Source organism: Paenibacillus sp. 32352 (assembly GCF_002042965.1).
Taxonomy (GTDB): Bacteria; Bacillota; Bacilli; order Paenibacillales; family NBRC-103111; genus Paenibacillus_S; species Paenibacillus_S vulneris.
On record NZ_MZNT01000014.1, the window covers coordinates 128378 to 144845 of the forward strand.

General features: G+C 51.1%; 17 protein-coding genes. 6 read left to right on the top strand and 11 right to left on the bottom strand.

Features of this window, described 5'->3' with window-relative positions; all coding sequences use genetic code 11:
- The first annotated feature begins 494 nt into the window (after nucleotides 1-494).
- Complete coding sequence (locus B1728_RS27795; protein WP_079913689.1) at nucleotides 495-977, top strand: NUDIX hydrolase; 483 nt, start codon at nucleotides 495-497, stop codon at nucleotides 975-977.
- Between the two features lie 63 nt (nucleotides 978-1040).
- Here B1728_RS27795 and B1728_RS27800 read toward each other — a convergent pair whose 3' ends face one another.
- The 4 genes from B1728_RS27800 to B1728_RS27820 all read right to left on the bottom strand — a co-directional run bounded on the left by B1728_RS27800 (nucleotide 1041) and on the right by B1728_RS27820 (nucleotide 5337).
- On the bottom strand, nucleotides 1041-1547 hold the full coding sequence (locus B1728_RS27800; protein WP_079913690.1) for a DinB family protein: 507 nt from the start codon (nucleotides 1545-1547) through the stop codon (nucleotides 1041-1043).
- Between the two features lie 83 nt (nucleotides 1548-1630).
- The gene (locus tag B1728_RS27805) at nucleotides 1631-2581 is read right to left on the bottom strand and encodes a helix-turn-helix transcriptional regulator (protein ID WP_144028031.1); all 951 of its coding nucleotides are present in this window, start codon (nucleotides 2579-2581) and stop codon (nucleotides 1631-1633) included.
- Nucleotides 2582-2804: 223 nt separating this feature from the next.
- Nucleotides 2805-4160 (bottom strand): dicarboxylate/amino acid:cation symporter, encoded by a 1356-nt coding sequence (locus B1728_RS27810; RefSeq protein WP_079913691.1) that lies wholly within the window; start codon nucleotides 4158-4160, stop codon nucleotides 2805-2807.
- Nucleotides 4161-4479: 319 nt separating this feature from the next.
- Nucleotides 4480-5337, bottom strand: a complete 858-nt coding sequence (locus B1728_RS27820) for a helix-turn-helix transcriptional regulator (RefSeq protein WP_079913693.1) — start codon at nucleotides 5335-5337, stop codon at nucleotides 4480-4482.
- Between the two features lie 133 nt (nucleotides 5338-5470).
- Between B1728_RS27820 and fabF the strand changes: the two genes are divergently transcribed.
- Nucleotides 5471-6709: a beta-ketoacyl-ACP synthase II gene (gene fabF, locus B1728_RS27825; protein ID WP_079913694.1), complete on the top strand. Its 1239-nt coding sequence runs from the start codon at nucleotides 5471-5473 to the stop codon at nucleotides 6707-6709.
- A gap of 33 nt (nucleotides 6710-6742) precedes the next feature.
- Here fabF and B1728_RS27830 read toward each other — a convergent pair whose 3' ends face one another.
- The 4 genes from B1728_RS27830 to B1728_RS27845 form a co-directional block, all read right to left on the bottom strand.
- A complete protein-coding gene (locus tag B1728_RS27830) occupies nucleotides 6743-7393 on the bottom strand; it encodes an amino acid ABC transporter permease (RefSeq protein WP_079913695.1) in 651 nt (216 codons plus the stop codon).
- Between the two features lie 26 nt (nucleotides 7394-7419).
- Nucleotides 7420-8079 (bottom strand): amino acid ABC transporter permease, encoded by a 660-nt coding sequence (locus tag B1728_RS27835; RefSeq protein WP_079913696.1) that lies wholly within the window; start codon nucleotides 8077-8079, stop codon nucleotides 7420-7422.
- Nucleotides 8080-8162: 83 nt separating this feature from the next.
- Complete coding sequence (locus tag B1728_RS27840; protein ID WP_079913783.1) at nucleotides 8163-9002, bottom strand: ABC transporter substrate-binding protein; 840 nt, start codon at nucleotides 9000-9002, stop codon at nucleotides 8163-8165.
- 21 nt (nucleotides 9003-9023) lie between these two features.
- Nucleotides 9024-9758, bottom strand: a complete 735-nt coding sequence (locus B1728_RS27845) for an amino acid ABC transporter ATP-binding protein (RefSeq protein ID WP_079913697.1) — start codon at nucleotides 9756-9758, stop codon at nucleotides 9024-9026.
- A 335-nt stretch (nucleotides 9759-10093) separates the two neighbouring features.
- Here B1728_RS27845 and B1728_RS27850 point away from each other — a divergent pair, with 335 nt between their 5' ends.
- A complete protein-coding gene (locus B1728_RS27850) occupies nucleotides 10094-10729 on the top strand; it encodes an FMN-dependent NADH-azoreductase (RefSeq protein ID WP_079913698.1) in 636 nt (211 codons plus the stop codon).
- 142 nt (nucleotides 10730-10871) lie between these two features.
- Here B1728_RS27850 and B1728_RS27855 read toward each other — a convergent pair whose 3' ends face one another.
- Nucleotides 10872-11489, bottom strand: a complete 618-nt coding sequence (locus B1728_RS27855; RefSeq protein ID WP_079913699.1) for a nitroreductase family protein — start codon at nucleotides 11487-11489, stop codon at nucleotides 10872-10874.
- Between the two features lie 174 nt (nucleotides 11490-11663).
- Nucleotides 11664-13355 carry a methyl-accepting chemotaxis protein gene (locus B1728_RS27860; protein WP_179136235.1) on the bottom strand — a complete coding sequence of 564 codons (1692 nt, stop codon included), beginning with the start codon at nucleotides 13353-13355 and terminating at the stop codon, nucleotides 11664-11666.
- 225 nt (nucleotides 13356-13580) lie between these two features.
- On the opposite strand from B1728_RS27860, the gene hisJ reads away from it, so the two are divergent.
- Nucleotides 13581-14423 (top strand): histidinol-phosphatase HisJ, encoded by an 843-nt coding sequence (hisJ, locus tag B1728_RS27865; protein ID WP_079913701.1) that lies wholly within the window; start codon nucleotides 13581-13583, stop codon nucleotides 14421-14423.
- Here the strand turns inward: hisJ and B1728_RS27870 are convergent.
- Nucleotides 14404-15243, bottom strand: a complete 840-nt coding sequence (locus B1728_RS27870; RefSeq protein ID WP_079913702.1) for a protein-glutamine gamma-glutamyltransferase — start codon at nucleotides 15241-15243, stop codon at nucleotides 14404-14406. The two genes, hisJ and B1728_RS27870, sit on opposite strands and share 20 nt — an antisense overlap.
- A gap of 572 nt (nucleotides 15244-15815) precedes the next feature.
- Here B1728_RS27870 and B1728_RS27875 point away from each other — a divergent pair.
- Entirely contained in the window at nucleotides 15816-16016 is a 201-nt protein-coding gene (locus B1728_RS27875) for a cold-shock protein (RefSeq protein ID WP_028549128.1), read from the top strand.
- A gap of 213 nt (nucleotides 16017-16229) precedes the next feature.
- Complete coding sequence (locus B1728_RS27880) at nucleotides 16230-16430, top strand: cold-shock protein (protein ID WP_079913703.1); 201 nt, start codon at nucleotides 16230-16232, stop codon at nucleotides 16428-16430.
- Nucleotides 16431-16468 lie beyond the last annotated feature (38 nt).

A 16468-nucleotide genomic window follows, 5' to 3' on the forward strand; every position in this document is an offset into this window, starting at 1 on the left:
AACTGAAGACTTTATCTTTCCTTAGCGTACATTTTGCGCGTCTTCCTGGTTACCCCTCTAACAAAATCCGGAACGGCAACTTATTCAGTTCCGGCAGTTAGGTGTTGATGACTGATATATATTTGTAGATTAGCAGATTGGCAAGGATTTTGAACGGCCACGATAACAGGTTATGCGGATAATGCTACGGGAGGGAGACTTGGTTTATATGGATTCGCTGGATCGCTTAGGACCTGCAGCCGTTGCGTTCGATGATAGGAGACCGTTACCGATTTCTGCTCGTTCGTGATAGTGAACGTGGGTTTTACTTTGCACATAATCCTAGTGAAGCGTGTAAGCTGCGGGAGAGCAATGGGACGTATAGTCGTCAGACAAAGCGAGAGGCCAAACATCATTCCATCCTACGTGATCTGTCAGTGGAAAATCAGAAGAAAACAAGGAAGGATATGGTAAGATGGTCCTGCAGCAACCATCAAATTATGGGAGGGCAAAGCATGGGCATGCCGACACATATCGTAGCCGTAGGAGGCTTCGTGGTCAATGAGCAGGGGAAGGTTCTGTTGGTGAAAACCCATCATGAAGGCTGGGTCTATCCTGGCGGCCAAGTGGAAAACGGGGAAAATCTGCTTGAGGCACTGAGCCGGGAAATAAAGGAGGAAAGCGGAATTGACGCCGTGCCCGTCCAATTGGTCGGGATCTATTCCAATACCTCCGCCTACAAATGGCATGACGGGGTTACCGATGTACCCACGAAGGTGATGATGGACTTTATTTGCCAGCCTCTGGGCGGGGAGCTGTCCACTTCAGACGAAACCTCCGACAGCCGATGGGTACCGAGGGATCAAGTGCTTGAGCTGATTACGGCACCGGCGATCCGCACCCGGTATCAGGCTTACCTCGACTTCGACGGCAAGGTCCATTATATGGACTATGCCACCAAGCCGCATTTTGATCTGAAGCTTGCGACGAAGGTATAACGAGCCGTCAGAGACGTGAAATAAAGAGGCCTTCCCTTATAGGTGGAGGGCCTCTTCATTCTTTTATACTAACGGCGTCATTCCGCGTTCGATCCAGTCCTCGCGGGTCGGGCCATAAATGTCAGGTACGCGAAGTCCCGCCTGGCGCATGAGCACCGTCATTTGTCCGCGGTGGTGAACCTCATGCTGAATGAGTACACGGAGAGTCAGTCCATTAGGCCATTCCTCTCCGTACATAGAGCTCGTACGCGTTAAATCCGCATCCTTCCACTGGGCTTGAACCGCCTCCAGCAGGGCATTGCGCTGGCTCCGGTACGCATCGGCGATAGCCTTGGCCGAAGCAGGCGCGGGAGCATGCTCGCCCCCCTCAACCGGCTGAAACTCAAGGCCTGTACGGGACATCATCTCATGAACCGTGGTCGTCAAATGCCAGGCGAGCTGTCCCAGACTGCGGTGGTCGGGAGTGATCTTTTGACTGAGCGAAGCATCCGTTAATGCATCCATAACGCGCTGCGTAGAAGCGGATTCATGGCTCCAGCTTGCCGTAAATTGTTCAACAGAAGTAAACATAATTCATCATCCTCCTTTGATCTCTACCTATGACTGTATTCTCGCTTGAATATCTAAAGTATACCCTCCTAACCCTGACAACCCTATGTCAAGGTTAGTTGGTACTGGTCCACTATTTTTTGTGCCATCTCCTGCACCTTTCTCGCTACCGATTCCGGCTCAAGCACTTTCACATCGGCCCCGTGGCTCAGCAGCATCCCGTACAGCCAGGGCTCATCGGGCTGCTTGGCGGTTACAAGAATGGTTCCATCGGGCTCTGTCACCATGTCCCCGAAGCAGAAATAATCCTGAAGCCGCGCTTTCGCACGAGGCTGGAACCGGAGCACCAGGCTTACCAGGCGGGGAGGCTCCTCCTGACGAGACCAGCGAAAATCGAGCTGATCCATGGTTTTGGAACGGCGTGTGAAGGCTTCATCCAAGACCGTCAAATGCTCGATCCGCGTAAGCCGAAATATCCGGTAATCCTCACGAAGCCTGCAGTATCCGTACAAATACCATACGTAGCCCTTTAATACGACCCCCATCGGTTCGCACATCCGTTCGGACGAATCCCCCTGCGAGCTCGTATAGGAGAAGCGAATCACCTTGGCATCTCGAGCAGCTGTACGAAGTACCCCGAGCTTTTCCTTCTCTGCTTGGCCGCCATGCCATGGATTCAGGTCAATCATGACCTGCTGGCTCCAATGGTCCATCTCATGCCGCTCGGACCTGGCCATTAATGCGCCCACCTTGTCCAACAAGATGCTGGTATCCTGATCGCCGAAGGAAGAGCCAACCCCTTTCAGCGCTATAATAATCGACTGAAGCTCATCTAAAGACAGGAATTGCCGGTCCAGCCGATATTGATCCATGATCTCGTAGCCTCCGGATGCTCCTGCAAAGGACACAATCGGAATGCCCGCCTGATTCAGCGCCTCCAAATCACGATAAATCGTGCGCAGAGATACCTCAAAGCGTTCGGCAAGCTCTTGGGCCCCGACTCTTTTGCGATTGAGCAGCAGCATCGTGATAGCCAATAAACGGTCAAGCTTCAAAGGTGCTACCTCCTCCTTACTGGTTTCCCTTTTTATGTTACCTTTGAAGACGCTCTAAATCAATCGCTGCTTTTTTCATCCCCCAATACGGGGCCTCGGCTTCGCGGCTGATTCAAGCCTTTGCGGGTAGCCATGAAATTTTCAAGCTCTAACCCAAAAAAATGCAGCCCGTTTCCCTGACAGGGAACCCAAGCTGCATCTTCATTTTATCTATAAAGATAAATTACACTGTGTTCAATTCCATTTGATCTTCCTCGTCCCGGTTGAACGACTCTCGGTCGAACTCCCCTTCGGAGTTGGCGATAACCAGGGAGCATACGGTTGTACCTGTTGCGTTGACCGCCGTACGGCCCATATCTACCACAGCATCGATAGCCAATACAAGACCCAAGCCTTCAACCGGCAAGCCTAATGCGGTCAATACGACTGTAGTCGAGATGGCAGCTGGTCCTGGCACCCCGGCAACACCGATAGAAGAAATCATGCTTACCAATACGATAAGGATATACTCGGAAATACCGAGTGGAATGTTATATACACGCGCTACGAAAATAGCTACTACAGCAGGCCATACGCCGCCGCAGCCGTTCATGTTCATCGTTGCTCCCAATGGGGCGACGAAGCTTGCAATACGCGGAGATACGCGAAGTCTCTTCGTAATAACTTCCATATTTACCGGCAAAGTAACGTAGCTGCTGCGTGTTGTGAAAGCTACAGCAATCGTAGGATACGCTTTGCGGAAAAACTTGATTGGATTCACCTTCGCGATAAAAGAAACCATGCCGCCGAATGTAATAATGAAGTGAAGCAGCAGCGCTACATAAGTGGCTGCAATAACTTTTACAAGCGGAGCCAGCGTTTCGAGGCCGTATTTGGCCGCCATGGCACCGATCAAAGCGTACACGCCGTAAGGAGTTAGACGAATAATGTATTTGGTAACCTGATGCATCACTTGTGCAAAAGATTCGATAAACTGTTTTACAGGCTGAACGATTTCAGGCTTCTTGCCTCCCACCTGCACCATAGCAATAGCTACGAAGATCGAGAATACAAGGACCGGAACTACCTTACCTCCGGCCATATCACCGATAGGATTGGTCGGAACTAAGTCCAGAATAACCTGCGAGAACGTCGGGATATCACGAGGCTTGAACGTCTTAGGAACCTCTTGGGCGATACCTGAGCCCGGATCGAAAATCAAAGCTACAATCAAACCGATAAGAGCGGCAATCCCTGTCGTGATAAAGAACAAGGAGATCGTCTTCAAGCCGATTTTGCGCAAATGGCCCAGGCTTGAAATCGATGTAATACTATTGATGACGAGTACGACAACCAGCGGAATTACCAGCATTTTGACTAGATTGACGTAAATCGTACCGATCGTGCTTACGCTTACCGCACTAAGCTTGTAAGTGTTGAAGAAAATCCCTGCGATAAGTCCCAGGGCAAGGGCGAGAAGTACCCGGTTACCGAACCCTACGCGCTTTTTCCCCAAGAAGTAAAGAATACCGATAATGACTAATGAAACAAGCAAGCTTACCCAGTTCGTTTGAAACGCGGTAACCAAGTTGTTATTCACGCGACCCATCCCCTTCAATTCCCTACTATTTTAGTAGGATTTATGCGATACAAGAATAATACTTCCATCGAATACAACTGTCAAGAATATTTTTTCAAAAAACTATTTTGTCAAGTTTTCCTAAAATGCCAGAAACAGAAGCGCAATTCGGAGGAAGGTACTGAGCTTATCGAGGGTCTGTATTACCATCTTACGACGGGGATCTTGATTAAGAACCTTCCCCGCTGCAGCCGCCGCTATAAAAATGAGGCCGGTTACAAAAAAATATGCCGGGCGGTACCGCCTTAAAGGCTCGTACTGCACGGCTATGCTTCATTCTTTAGGAGCCGCTCAAGACGGCTTTGCGTTCCATTAATCGTTTGATTTTGGCTTCTGTGGACGTATCCGGTGCAGGAGTGTAAATGCTGCAGCGCAAATCGGCGTCCCCCTGCACCTGCAAGGAGGTGAGGTGGAACAGCATCTTGCCCGCTTTGGCATGGCGGAATTCGATCAATACCTCGGGGGCCGAGCTCACCGTGCTCCGCTCCCACAAGGAATGAAACTCGGGATGCAGCGACTTCATTTCCTCGAGAAATTGCTCATACCACTCGTCATCGACATACTGGCCGTAATAGGAGCGGAATATGGAGAGAAAGCCGCTCGCAAAATGCTCCCAGTTGACGGCCAGGCTGCGAAATTCCTTTCGGGTAAACAGCAGGCGGATGATATTGCGCTGCTCCACCGGCACTTGGTCAAAGTCCAGAAAAACGTGGGAGGCCGCCTGGTTCCATCCCACAATCTGGAACCGCCTGTCCGAAATGATGGTGGGACAATTGCGCAGCTCCTGCAAGATCGTCTGCAGCGAAGGACTGATTCTCGGCTGATCCTCTTGAAGGAAACTGGCTCCGGATCCGGTATCCAGAGCCAGAGAAAACAAATATTTGCGCTCGTCTACCGTCAGCCTTAAAGCCGTGGCTACACAATCCAGAACCGAGGCGGATACTTTAATATCCCTTCCCTGCTCCAGCCAGGTGTACCAGGTCGCACTGACCCCTGCCAGCTGAGCAACCTCTTCTCTTCGCAGCCCCGGCGTCCTTCTTCGGCTTCCCGATACCAAGCCTGCGGATTCCGGTGTTATTTTGGCACGTTGGGCCTTCAAGAAAGCCGACAACGCTTGAAGCCTGGTCTGATGATTCATACAATGTCCGCCCTTTCCCATGAACAAGCTGTTATCATGGTACCTATTATACTAGTATAAACTACAACTTGTAATAGGATAAATCATATGACATCATAGGGGACATCACAATCTATCGAAAGGGTGAATGACAATGGAACGCGTAGTGATTACGGGAATGGGAGTGATTTCTCCGCTCGGGAATGATGTTGACCAGTTCTGGGGCCGTCTGATCCGGGGCGAGTCGGGCATTTCCCTTATTGATACCTTCGATTGCTCCAGGCAAAAAGCCAAAATCGCCGGGCTCGTCCGCGATTTTGACGCCGAAGCCCGCTTCGGGCGCAAGGAGGCCAGGCAGATGGACCGCTTCTGCCAATTTGCTCTGGCGGCAGCCGAGCAAGCCTTGAACGATGCGGCGCTTCCGCTTGACCAAGTGGATCATGAACGATTCGGAGTGTATGTCGGCTCGGGAATCGGCGGCATCCAGACGCTGCTTGACCAGGACGCCATTCTGAAGGAACGTGGTCCTGAACGGGTAAGCCCTTCTCTGGTGCCGATGATGATTTCGAATATGGCTGCCGCCACGATCAGCATGAAATTCAACGCATTGGGTCCCACTTTATCTCCTGTGACCGCATGCTCTATTGGCAATACCGCCATAGGGGAAGCGATGCGCCTGATCCGGTACGGGGGAGCGGATGTGATATTGGCAGGCGGCACAGAGGCCGCTATTACGGAGATATCGCTCGCCAGCTTCGGCAATGCCACCGCCGTGTCCACCCGCAATGAGGAACCGGCGCGCGCGAGCCGTCCTTTCGACGCGGGACGGGACGGATTCGTCATGGCCGAGGGAGCCGGCATTCTCGTGCTGGAAAGCTTAAGCCATGCGCTCAGCCGAAATGCCCGTATTTATGCGGAGGTTATCGGCTATGGAGCAAGCTCCGACGCCTATCATCGGGTGGCGACTCATCCAGAAGGCATAGGCGCTTACCAAGCGATGAAATCGGCACTGCGCGAGGCCGGCGTGGAGCCGGGGGACGTAGATGTCATCAGCGCTCATGCCACCAGCACCGAGGCCGGCGATAAATCGGAAACTCTCGCCATCAAGAGGCTGTTCGGAGATGCGGCTCACCGCGTTCCTGTCACAGCCAATAAATCCATGCTTGGGCATATGCTCGGAGCCGCCGGCGGCGTCGAGGCGATCGCTTTGGTTAAGAGCCTGCAGGAAGGCATAATTCCTCCGACGATCAACCAGGAGCAGCCTGACCCTGTCTGCGACTTGGACTACGTGCCGAATGTGGCCCGCCGGGCGGATCTGACTATCGGGATATCCAATTCTTTCGGCTTCGGCGGCCATAATGCCGTCATTGTCCTGAAGAGCTACAAGGAATAAACATGGAAAGGCATCCGGGCAGGCCCGGGTGCCTTATACCTGCCGGGCCTCCAGACGCCGGGCCACCACGGACAGCGCATAATTGACCACGAAGTACATCAATGCTGTCATCAGCAGGGTCGGAATAACGAAATTCACATTTTGCCCGTTAATGATCTGAGCATTATGCATCAGCTCGGCCAAAGAAATCACGACCGCGAGCGAAGTGTCCTTCAGCAGCGAGATAAACTGGCTGACCATCGGCGGCATCATCCGGCGCAGCGCCTGCGGCAGCACGATGTTCCATAGCGTTTGGGTATAGCTCATGCCCGAGGAACGGGCCGCCTCGATCTGCCCTTTATCGATGGAATTCAGCCCGCCGCGCACAATCTCCGAAATCATGGCCGCCTCGAAGACGGTTAGTGCGGCTATCGCCGCATGCTCGATGCTGAGCTTCAACCCTACCTCCGGGAGAGCAAAGTAGGTGAAGAAAATAATTAGCAGCAGCGGCAGATTACGGATCACTTCCACGCAAACCGCGGTCAGCTGCGAAGCGACCGGCAGCCTCGTATAACGGATTGTGCCAAGGAGACATCCGATGATGAAGCTGAGCACTATGGCGATAAAAGCGACTCTTATCGTCACTCCCAGTCCTTCAAGCAAAAACCGGATATGATCCCACGTATAGGCCCCCGCAAAATCCATGCTCTCTCACCTCCTTTTGTCCCCGGCTAATGAGCTCTCGCCATCCTGCGTTCCAAGTAAGCGACCCCGAAGCTGAGCGGAATCGTAATCAGCAAATAAAACACCGCCACAAAAATATACACACTGAACGTAACGAACGACTTGGTTGAAATCAGGTCCGCGTAGTACATCAAGTCCAAGCCCGCGACGACGCTAAGCACGGATGAATTTTTCACCAGGTTCAGAAACTGATTTCCCAGCGCCGGAATGACCATTTTCATGGCTTGAGGCAGGACGATATGTCCCATCGTTTGGCCGTAGGTAAGTCCGGAAGAACGGGCCGCCTCGGTCTGCCCCTTGGGCACCGCTTGAATGCCCGCCCGTACCGCTTCCGCTATGAAAGCCGCCGTATAAATCGTCAAGCCCAGCGTCCCCGCGGCAAATCCGCTTAAGCTTATGCCCAGCGCCGAAGGACCGAGGAAGAACAGGAAGACGATCAGCAGAATCGGGAGGTTGCGGATAAATTCGACATACGCGGTACCGAGCCAGTTAAGAGGCTTGACGGGAGAAATCCGCATCACGGCTATCAGGGTCCCCAGCAGAAAGCTTCCGACCAGCGCGATCACGCTTGCCTGCAAGGTGTTGAGGAAGCCTTCTAAGTACAAATCCCAGTACTTCCATAAAATATGGAATTGGATGGCATCCATCGCTGTCTCCTCCTTTCTTACCGGCGTTGAATGAAAAGGATGAACAGCCTGGAAGACCATCCACCCTTTCCAAATTCAAATGCCTATTTGGCTGGCTTCTCTCCAATCCATTTTTCATACAGCTTGTCGTACTCGCCGCTGGATTTCATCGCCTTGAGGAAATCATTGACGTAGGTCACAAATTCCGTATCGCCCTTCCGGATTGCTATGCCGTAAGGCTCATCGGTGAAGGTTCCTTCCGTGACCTGGTAATTCGGGTCCTGCTTGGTCATCCCGTACAGGATAGCATTATCCGTTGTCAGGGCATCGCCTTGACCCGCTTTTAACGCCGTGAATGCTTCCTGGTAATTTTCAAACTCCAATACCGTAGCGTCCGGAGCCTTCTCGCGAATATTTTGCGCCGACGTAGAGCCCTTGGCTGTGAGCACCTTCATGCCTTTCTTAATATCGGCTATCGACTTGATCGGACTGCCTTTCTTGACCAGCAGTGATTGGCCGGCTTTAAAGTAAACATCCGAAAAATCGACCTCCTGCTTTCGTTCCTCGGTAATGGTCATCGTGGCGATGATCATATCGATATCCCCGTTTTTCAGCATCGGGATCCGTGTCTTTGAGGTAACCTCCTTCAGCTCCAGCTTGTTTTCGTCCCCGAGCACCTTCTTGGCTAAAGCCTTTGCAATATCGATATCGAAGCCTTCCACGACGCCTGTTCCCGGGTCCTTCAGCCCGAACAGCTTGGTGTCATACTTTACCCCTACGACCAGCTTGCCGCGCTTCTTAATCTCATCCAACGTTTTCCCGGCTGTGTTGGCCGAATTCGGGGCCGGTCCGCCCCCCTGCTCCTTCGCTCCGCATCCCGCCGCTACCAGTGCCAGCATCGTTAGCAGCACCAGCATAGTGAATCCCAGCTTCTTTCTCCTCATCCGCATTGACCCGTCTCCTCTCTATGATCCTTGTTGTAACAACCGTTTAAGGAACAACTGTGCCCTTTCTTCACGAGGCTTGGAAAAAAAGGCATTAGGCTCCGACTCCTCGACAATCTGCCCCTGATCCATAAATACGATCCGGTCGGCCGCCTCGCGGGCAAAGCCCATTTCATGAGTGACCACTACCATCGTCATCCCCTCATGCGCCAAGGCTTTAATGACATCCAGCACTTCTCCGATCATCTCGGGGTCCAGAGCCGAGGTCGGCTCATCGAACAGCATGATCTGGGGCTTCATGGCAAGTCCTCGGGCAATAGCCACCCGCTGCTGCTGTCCCCCGGACAGCTCGGAGGGATAGGCCTTCGCTTTATCGGGAATACCTACCTTCTCGAGATACAGCATGGCGGTTCGCTCCGCTTCATCCCGGCTGAGCTTAAGCACCTTGATCGGGGCAAGCGTAATATTGTCCATCACCGTTTTGTGGGGGTACAGATTGAAGTGCTGGAACACCATCCCGATATTTCGCCTTAATCGGTTGACATCTGTTTTCTTGTCATGGAGCTTGGCGCCTGCAACGTGCAGCTCCCCGTCCGTTATTGCCTCCAGACGATTGATGCAGCGAAGGAGGGTGCTTTTACCGGAGCCGGACGGACCTATAATGACGACCACTTCGCCCTGTTGAATCGATAAGTTAATGTCCTTTAATACATGAAACGGCCCATAGTGCTTGTTGACATTGCGAAATTCAATCATAGGTCACCTCCTGCCATTGAGGTAGTTTTCCTTACACCAATATAACGTTACTCCCTTATACGGAGAGCAACAGGTATTTACAAGTTATTACCCAAACGGGAAAAGTATGACACCCGGAAGCGTTTTTGTCCTGCTGGCTTCATTTTTTGGCTCATGATATTCTTCAGCAGAACGGTTTCGGTTCGTCATTTTATAGAGGAGGACGTCGTGCTTCATGGCTTGATTCTCCAACCCTTATTCAACATATTCGCTATGCGGAATGGGCAAATTGTATGTGTGCGATTGGACGGAGATCTGCCTCGCATAAAAAGCTTAGAAAAGGACGAGATGACATCATGGCTACTTTACTTCATATTATCGCGCACCCTAACGATGAGACCCAGTCCTTCAGCATGGCGGCCGGGAATGCTTTCGTTCAAGCCTACCGCGAAGCCAACCCGCAAGATGAAGTCATTCATCTGGATTTGTATAAGGCCCATATCCCTCACATTGACGCCGACGTATTCAGCGGCTGGGGCAAGCTCCGTTCCGGCAAGGAGCTGAGCACCTTGTCTGCGGAAGAGAAGTCCAAGGTCAGCCGGTTAAATGAGCTTGTTGACCAATTTGTCGCCGCGGATAAATATGTATTCATTACGCCTATGTGGAACTTCTCTTACCCTCCGATCATGAAAGCTTACATCGATGCCGTTTGTGTGGCAGGGAAGACATTCAAGTACACGCCAGAGGGGCCGGTAGGGCTGCTTCCAACGAAAAAAGCGCTGCATATCCAAGCGCGCGGCGGCGTGTATTCCACTCCTCCGATGTCGGATATAGAGATGGGACATCGCCATCTGGCCGCTATCATGCAATTTTTCGGAATTAAGGATTTTCAAGGTTTATTTATTGAAGGACACAACCAATATCCAGACCGCGCAGCAGCCATAAAGCAGGAAGCAATCGATAAAGCTGTCGCACTGGCCAAATCGTTCTGATCAATGAGGTTCAAGGAGCACTGTTCCGCGAGGGACAGTGCTTACTGCCATTTGTCATATCAATTTTCTTCATTCGACGCACCGGTATGTGAAATGAAAAAAAGAGCCCTTTTTGCATAAAGGGCCCCTCCTCAACTCAATATTAGAAGCTTTCGCGAATCACTTGCTGCTCCAGAGGGAGCCGATCGGTCGGACGGCCTGGAACGGCTGCTTTCCCAATTGGAATCACCATCACCGGAACGTAGCGATCCGGAATGTTCAGTTCTTTTATCAGAGCATCCCGGTCATATCCGCCCATCGGTACCGTATCGTAGCCTTTGGCTTTGGCTGCGAGCATCAGCTGCATAGCGGCCAGCGATGCATTGCGTATCGCTTCGTCACGGGCCAGGACAGGATTGTTCTCATAAGCACTGTTAATTTGTCCGAGCATCAAATCACGGATTTGCTCGGTCGCCTGCCCGTACACGGTAGGAGCAACCAGATTGGCCTGAAGATCCCCCAACACCACGACGACGGCGGAAGCATCGACGGTTTGCTTTTGGTTATAAGTAATCGGAAGCAATCGTTCTTTGTTGGCTTGCTCGGTAACCACCAAAAAACGCCAGTGCTGCAGGTTCCATGAAGAGGGGGCACTGGCGGCAAGCGACAGGATTTCATTTAACTCCGCTTCGGGAATTGAAACACCCGGTTGAAATTGCCGAACGGACCGGCGGCTTCGGATCGTCTCTTCCGCCGTCATGTGTTGTTCAGTATGACTCATGCGCTGTTCACTCCTAAGGTTATGAAGGTATAAGCGTAAAATAGCCTCAACGTCTTGCAGCGTTCGCAATCCTCCATAGGGTCGCCACGATGCCTTCCATTCATGCGGATTCCCTTCGTACAGCTTTTGGACAAAAAGAAACAGCCTCCCTTTTACCAAGGGAAGCCGCTTCGATCAAGGATTCACACGGAATTTAATGACAAGCTGATGCAGATCATCCGAGATGCCGGACAGCATCGTCGCGGACGATGTTATTTCCTGGATGGAGGCCAGCTGCTCCTCGGTTGTTGCTGCTACGGTTTGAGCGAGACCCGAGGTCTGCCCGGCGATATGGCCCATATTCGTTATAGCGGCGGTTACCTCCTCGGTGCTTGCGGACATTTGCTCCGCGGCCGCCGCCGTCTCTTGAACGCGGCGGTTTACTTCCAAGGCTGAGTGGACGATCCGGGCGAAGGTTTCCTCTGCTTGAGACATCGCTTGCAGTCCACCCTCCACCTCCGCCATCCCGGAATTCATACTGACAACAGCCTGTCCGGTGCCTTCTCTGATGCCGTCGATCACGAGGTTGATCTCGTCGATGGACTCCGCCGTTTGGGCTGCCAGCTTGCGGATTTCATCGGCAACCACGGCAAAGCCCCGGCCATGCTCCCCCGCCCTTGCGGCTTCAATAGCCGCATTGAGGGACAGCAGATTCGTCTGTCTGGCAATCTCGCCTATGAACAGCGAAATGCGATTAATGCTGTGGGATTGCTCCTCCAGCTTCCGGATGACTTCCCCGGTTTGGTTCACAGCCGTGCTGATGGAATGGATTTTGGACGAAGCCTCCTGGAGGACGGCAGCTCCCTGCTCAGCCTCATGAGACGCTTCCATAGTAATTTCCGATATTTCCGAAGTGGATTCCGCTATTCTCTGGATGCCTATGGACATCTCATCCATTGCTCTTGCACATTCCGAAGCGCTTTGCGCCTGATCTTCCGAACCGGAAGCCACATTCTGAACCGATTGCGCGACATGCTCCGATGCAGCGGCATTCTCCTCCGAGCTGGCCGACAGCTGTTGGGCTGAAGCGGCAACAAGGTGAGAGGTTTGCTGCATTTGAAGCACGGATTCCTTCAAAGAGTTCGACACGGTATTCACAGCACCAATTAATGTCCCCAGTTCATCCTTGGATTTACTGATGAGCTCTTGTCCCGTTAAATCCCCGCGGGATATACGGACCAATGCCTCCGATGCTTCCGCCATCGGCCTGGAGATGATTCGTGTCGCTAGGTAACCGATCAAGGCAACCAGGAAGAACGCAAGTACAATAAGCGCTGCAAACTCGATAACGCTTCTCCGGTACAAAGCCTCGCTTTCCTGCTGAGCCTGGTCCGCGCCTTTTTGGTTATAGCTTACAATGACGGAAATGCTGTCCTGCACATCCGAAAATGCCTTGGATACTTCGGCTGAGGCTTGCTCCATCCCTTTTCCCCCGGCCTTTTGGCGATTGTTAAGCTCCTTGAACGCATCCCAACGAGCCTTCAATTCATTCAGATTGGCCCGGTCCTGCTCGTCGGCAATGGATGCTTCATAATCGACCAGCCCTTGGTCGATGTCTTTGAACGTTTCCGCGATCTGGTTATTGATCTCTGCTTTTTTAGCCGGATCCGGCTCCGTAAGCATTTGATAATAAAGGACAAAAATATGCTCCTTGGCATAGCTTACCTTATTAGCTATTTGTGTTCCGACCAGCCAGTTTTGGGCAATCTCTCTCGTATTGCTTTGCAATACCCGCATATTGGACAAATCCATAGCTCCCATTACACCCATAATAAGTAAAATGACCGCATATGAAATCATCAGTTTTTTGCCTATGGTCATTCTCATACGAAACCCCCTGAAATAATAGACATCATCTCTTGTGAAGGAATATACCATACAATGTTTAGAATTATTATTGAAAACCTTTGTGCTTTGTATGAGAAAGTCTAATAGTTGCCTAACAATTTCGAGGATGCTATAAGGGTGAAACCGCTCTTTACAATAAATACCTAGTAGTGTTACTTTTGGGTTATGCTTAAACTTGATAAGCGGGAAGGAGCCGAAATTAGAATGAGCATCTTAAAATGGGACGGTCATACCCATACGCGCTTTTGCTATCATGGCAGCAGCGCACCGCAGGAAGAATATATCGATAGAGCCATCGAGCTCGGCTTCGAGCGCTACACGATCAGCGAGCATCCGCCGCTGCCGCAGGGCTGGATTGCCGATGAAACCTTATTCCGGGAGCTGGCTATGCCTGAAGAGGAGCTGCCTCTGTATATCGCCTATGCCCAACAAATAAAACAGCTGTACAACGGGAAAATCGAGATTGCCGTAGGGCTTGAAATCGATTATTTACCCGGTCAGCTGTCCTATACGGAGCGTATGGTCGATCGATGGCAGTCGGAGCTGGAGGATGTTGTTTATTCCGTTCATTATTTGCCCGGCATCGGGGGCATCCGCTGCATAGACTTTACAGCCGATGATTTTCGCAGCGGCCTGTTGGCTTATTACGGTTCAATGGAAAGCGTAGTGGATGAGTACTACAATCATGTGGAAGAGGCAATTGAGTGGGCAGCACGCCTTCCTATGCGCAAGCGGCTTGGGCATATCAACCTTATCGAGAAATTCAGCCAAGCGCTCCCCGAATTCGACCCAAGCCAGATCGAGCGCCGATTGCGATCCATCATTCCGAAGCTGGCCAAGGCAGGCGTCGGCATTGACGTGAACACAGCCGGACTGCGCGTTGCTACTTGCGGCAAGCCTTATGCGCCTGAGTGGTTTATTCAGGAGTGCTTGAAGCAGGGCATTCCTTGTATTTACGGGTCGGACTCCCATAAGCCGGAGCATGTTGGCACAGGCTGGGCATGGTATGAAGAGCAGCTATCCGCATTCAAGCCTGCATCTTCTTAACAAAGCTGCGTCCTCCAATGGTCGCAACCACCTGTCCGAATACCGTCGGTATCGTCGACAAAGAGGATGCCGACGGGTTCACCGGGTTACTGCCCATTACGATTTTCTGCAAATAAGCAAAGTCCGGGAACGTAACTTCATCCATCAAATAGGCAGAAACCGTGCTGCCGGGAATTCGAACCCTGTTCAGCTTTTCAATAATCTCCCTGCCCGTTCTGATCCCGATTCCGTGACCGTAATAAAGCCCCGCCCCCATCTTGATCACATTTTCCCCCTGCCATTCTATCCATTCCGGGTTGACGTCGGGATTCTTGAAATACTGGATATCCCCTCCGAACGCTTCCGCACCATGCTCCAGCGTAATCAACCGCAGATCATGGTCGTAGTTCCACGAATACAAATACAAATGATTGAACAGCCTATCGAATTTCTCATCGCCGATAATATCCAGCACCGCTTTATATAACAAGATAATAATGGCAGTTGCACATTCAAATGCGTACAAGCTTCCGTTCTCAAAAATATCCCGAATCGCCGCACTCGATCGGACGTCATTTCTTTGCAGAAACGCTCCGTTCTCCTTGCGTTCCCAGAATCGCTCGTTGCAGCGCGACTGCTTAAAGGAGGAAAACGATACCTCGCTGCTGTTCATAGCCGCGGCAGCCTCCATGATGGCGGCTCTTACCTGCAGCTCGAACAATAATGAATTCCATGAATCATACGTATACGTGCGTCTGCTCCTGTCCTTTTCCCGATAAATCATTCTTTCCGCATCGGTTAACGACTCCACGTCCGGCGTGCCGCTGACAAGAACTATCATCGCCCCTTCACCCGCCTTTCTTAGACCGCTTATGACCAAGAGGGCCTATGGATAACCTAATACTATCCTATGTTCCGTATGCTTGGACGAATCCCTATGTTTTTATGACCGCCTCCCCATACAAAAAGGACTGCGGATGCACGCTCCTAGGCTTGTTGAAAAGCCTCACCATTTTTCAAGCTTTACAGCTTCTCAACAATCCATCGCTGCGTTCACTCAGTCCTTTTTACCCCAATAAGAATTAAAACCCCGCTTTCTGGTTACAATAGGCAACGGAGCGCTATGGAGTTCTGGCGCTTGAAACTTCGTTCATTGAAAAAAGGACGGGAGACCGCCCAAAATAGAAGCTTACGCTTGCTAAAGGCATATGGATGGAAAATATTCTTTCGATACCTATTCTAAAGGACTGTTGTTCTGCATAAGAATATGGTATAATAAATTATTGGAATAAAAGGAGACAATAATTCACATATTAGAAAGGTTATCACTTCCACTATAGGGTGCTCTTTCTAATGTGTGAATTTTTTTATTCATACAAATATTAGTTACAATTTATTGGAGGGTTTTAGAAGATGGAAACAGGAACAGTGAAATGGTTTAACGCGGAAAAAGGATTTGGCTTCATCGAGGTTGAAGGCGGTAAAGATGTATTCGTACACTTTAGCGCAATTACTGGGGATGGATACAAATCCCTTGACGAAGGACAACGTGTACAATTCAATGTTGTTCAAGGCAACCGCGGACCACAAGCTGAGAATGTTGTAAAACTGTAAGGTTTGCAACTTGGAAGGGAGAACTGCCCCCGCAAGCGGGCAGTTCTTTTTCAGTAACACAGCCTTGAACCGCTGCAAGCATCTCTACGGTACATACGGAAATTCGGTCCCGTCGGCTTTCTGTGACGATTCCGGTGTTTCCTCCCCGTTCCAAGACCATCCGGTCATTCACATGAGGAACGCTCAAACGCACAAACCAAAGGAGGGGTTACATTGTATTTCTCGAAGAAAGCTATGGAACCAGTTCAAGAAGAACAGACATCTGTGTGGATGTGCAGTAACGAAGGATGCTCCTGCTGGATGAGGGAAAATTTTGCTTTGGAAGAGGTCCCTTCCTGCCCGATTTGCCATTCGGGAATGGTCAAAAATACCAAGATGCTCCCCACTTTAGTGAATCACCATAAAACCTATTAACCTTGTGCCGTTAGCCGCCGGACTTTTCTTGGCGAAAT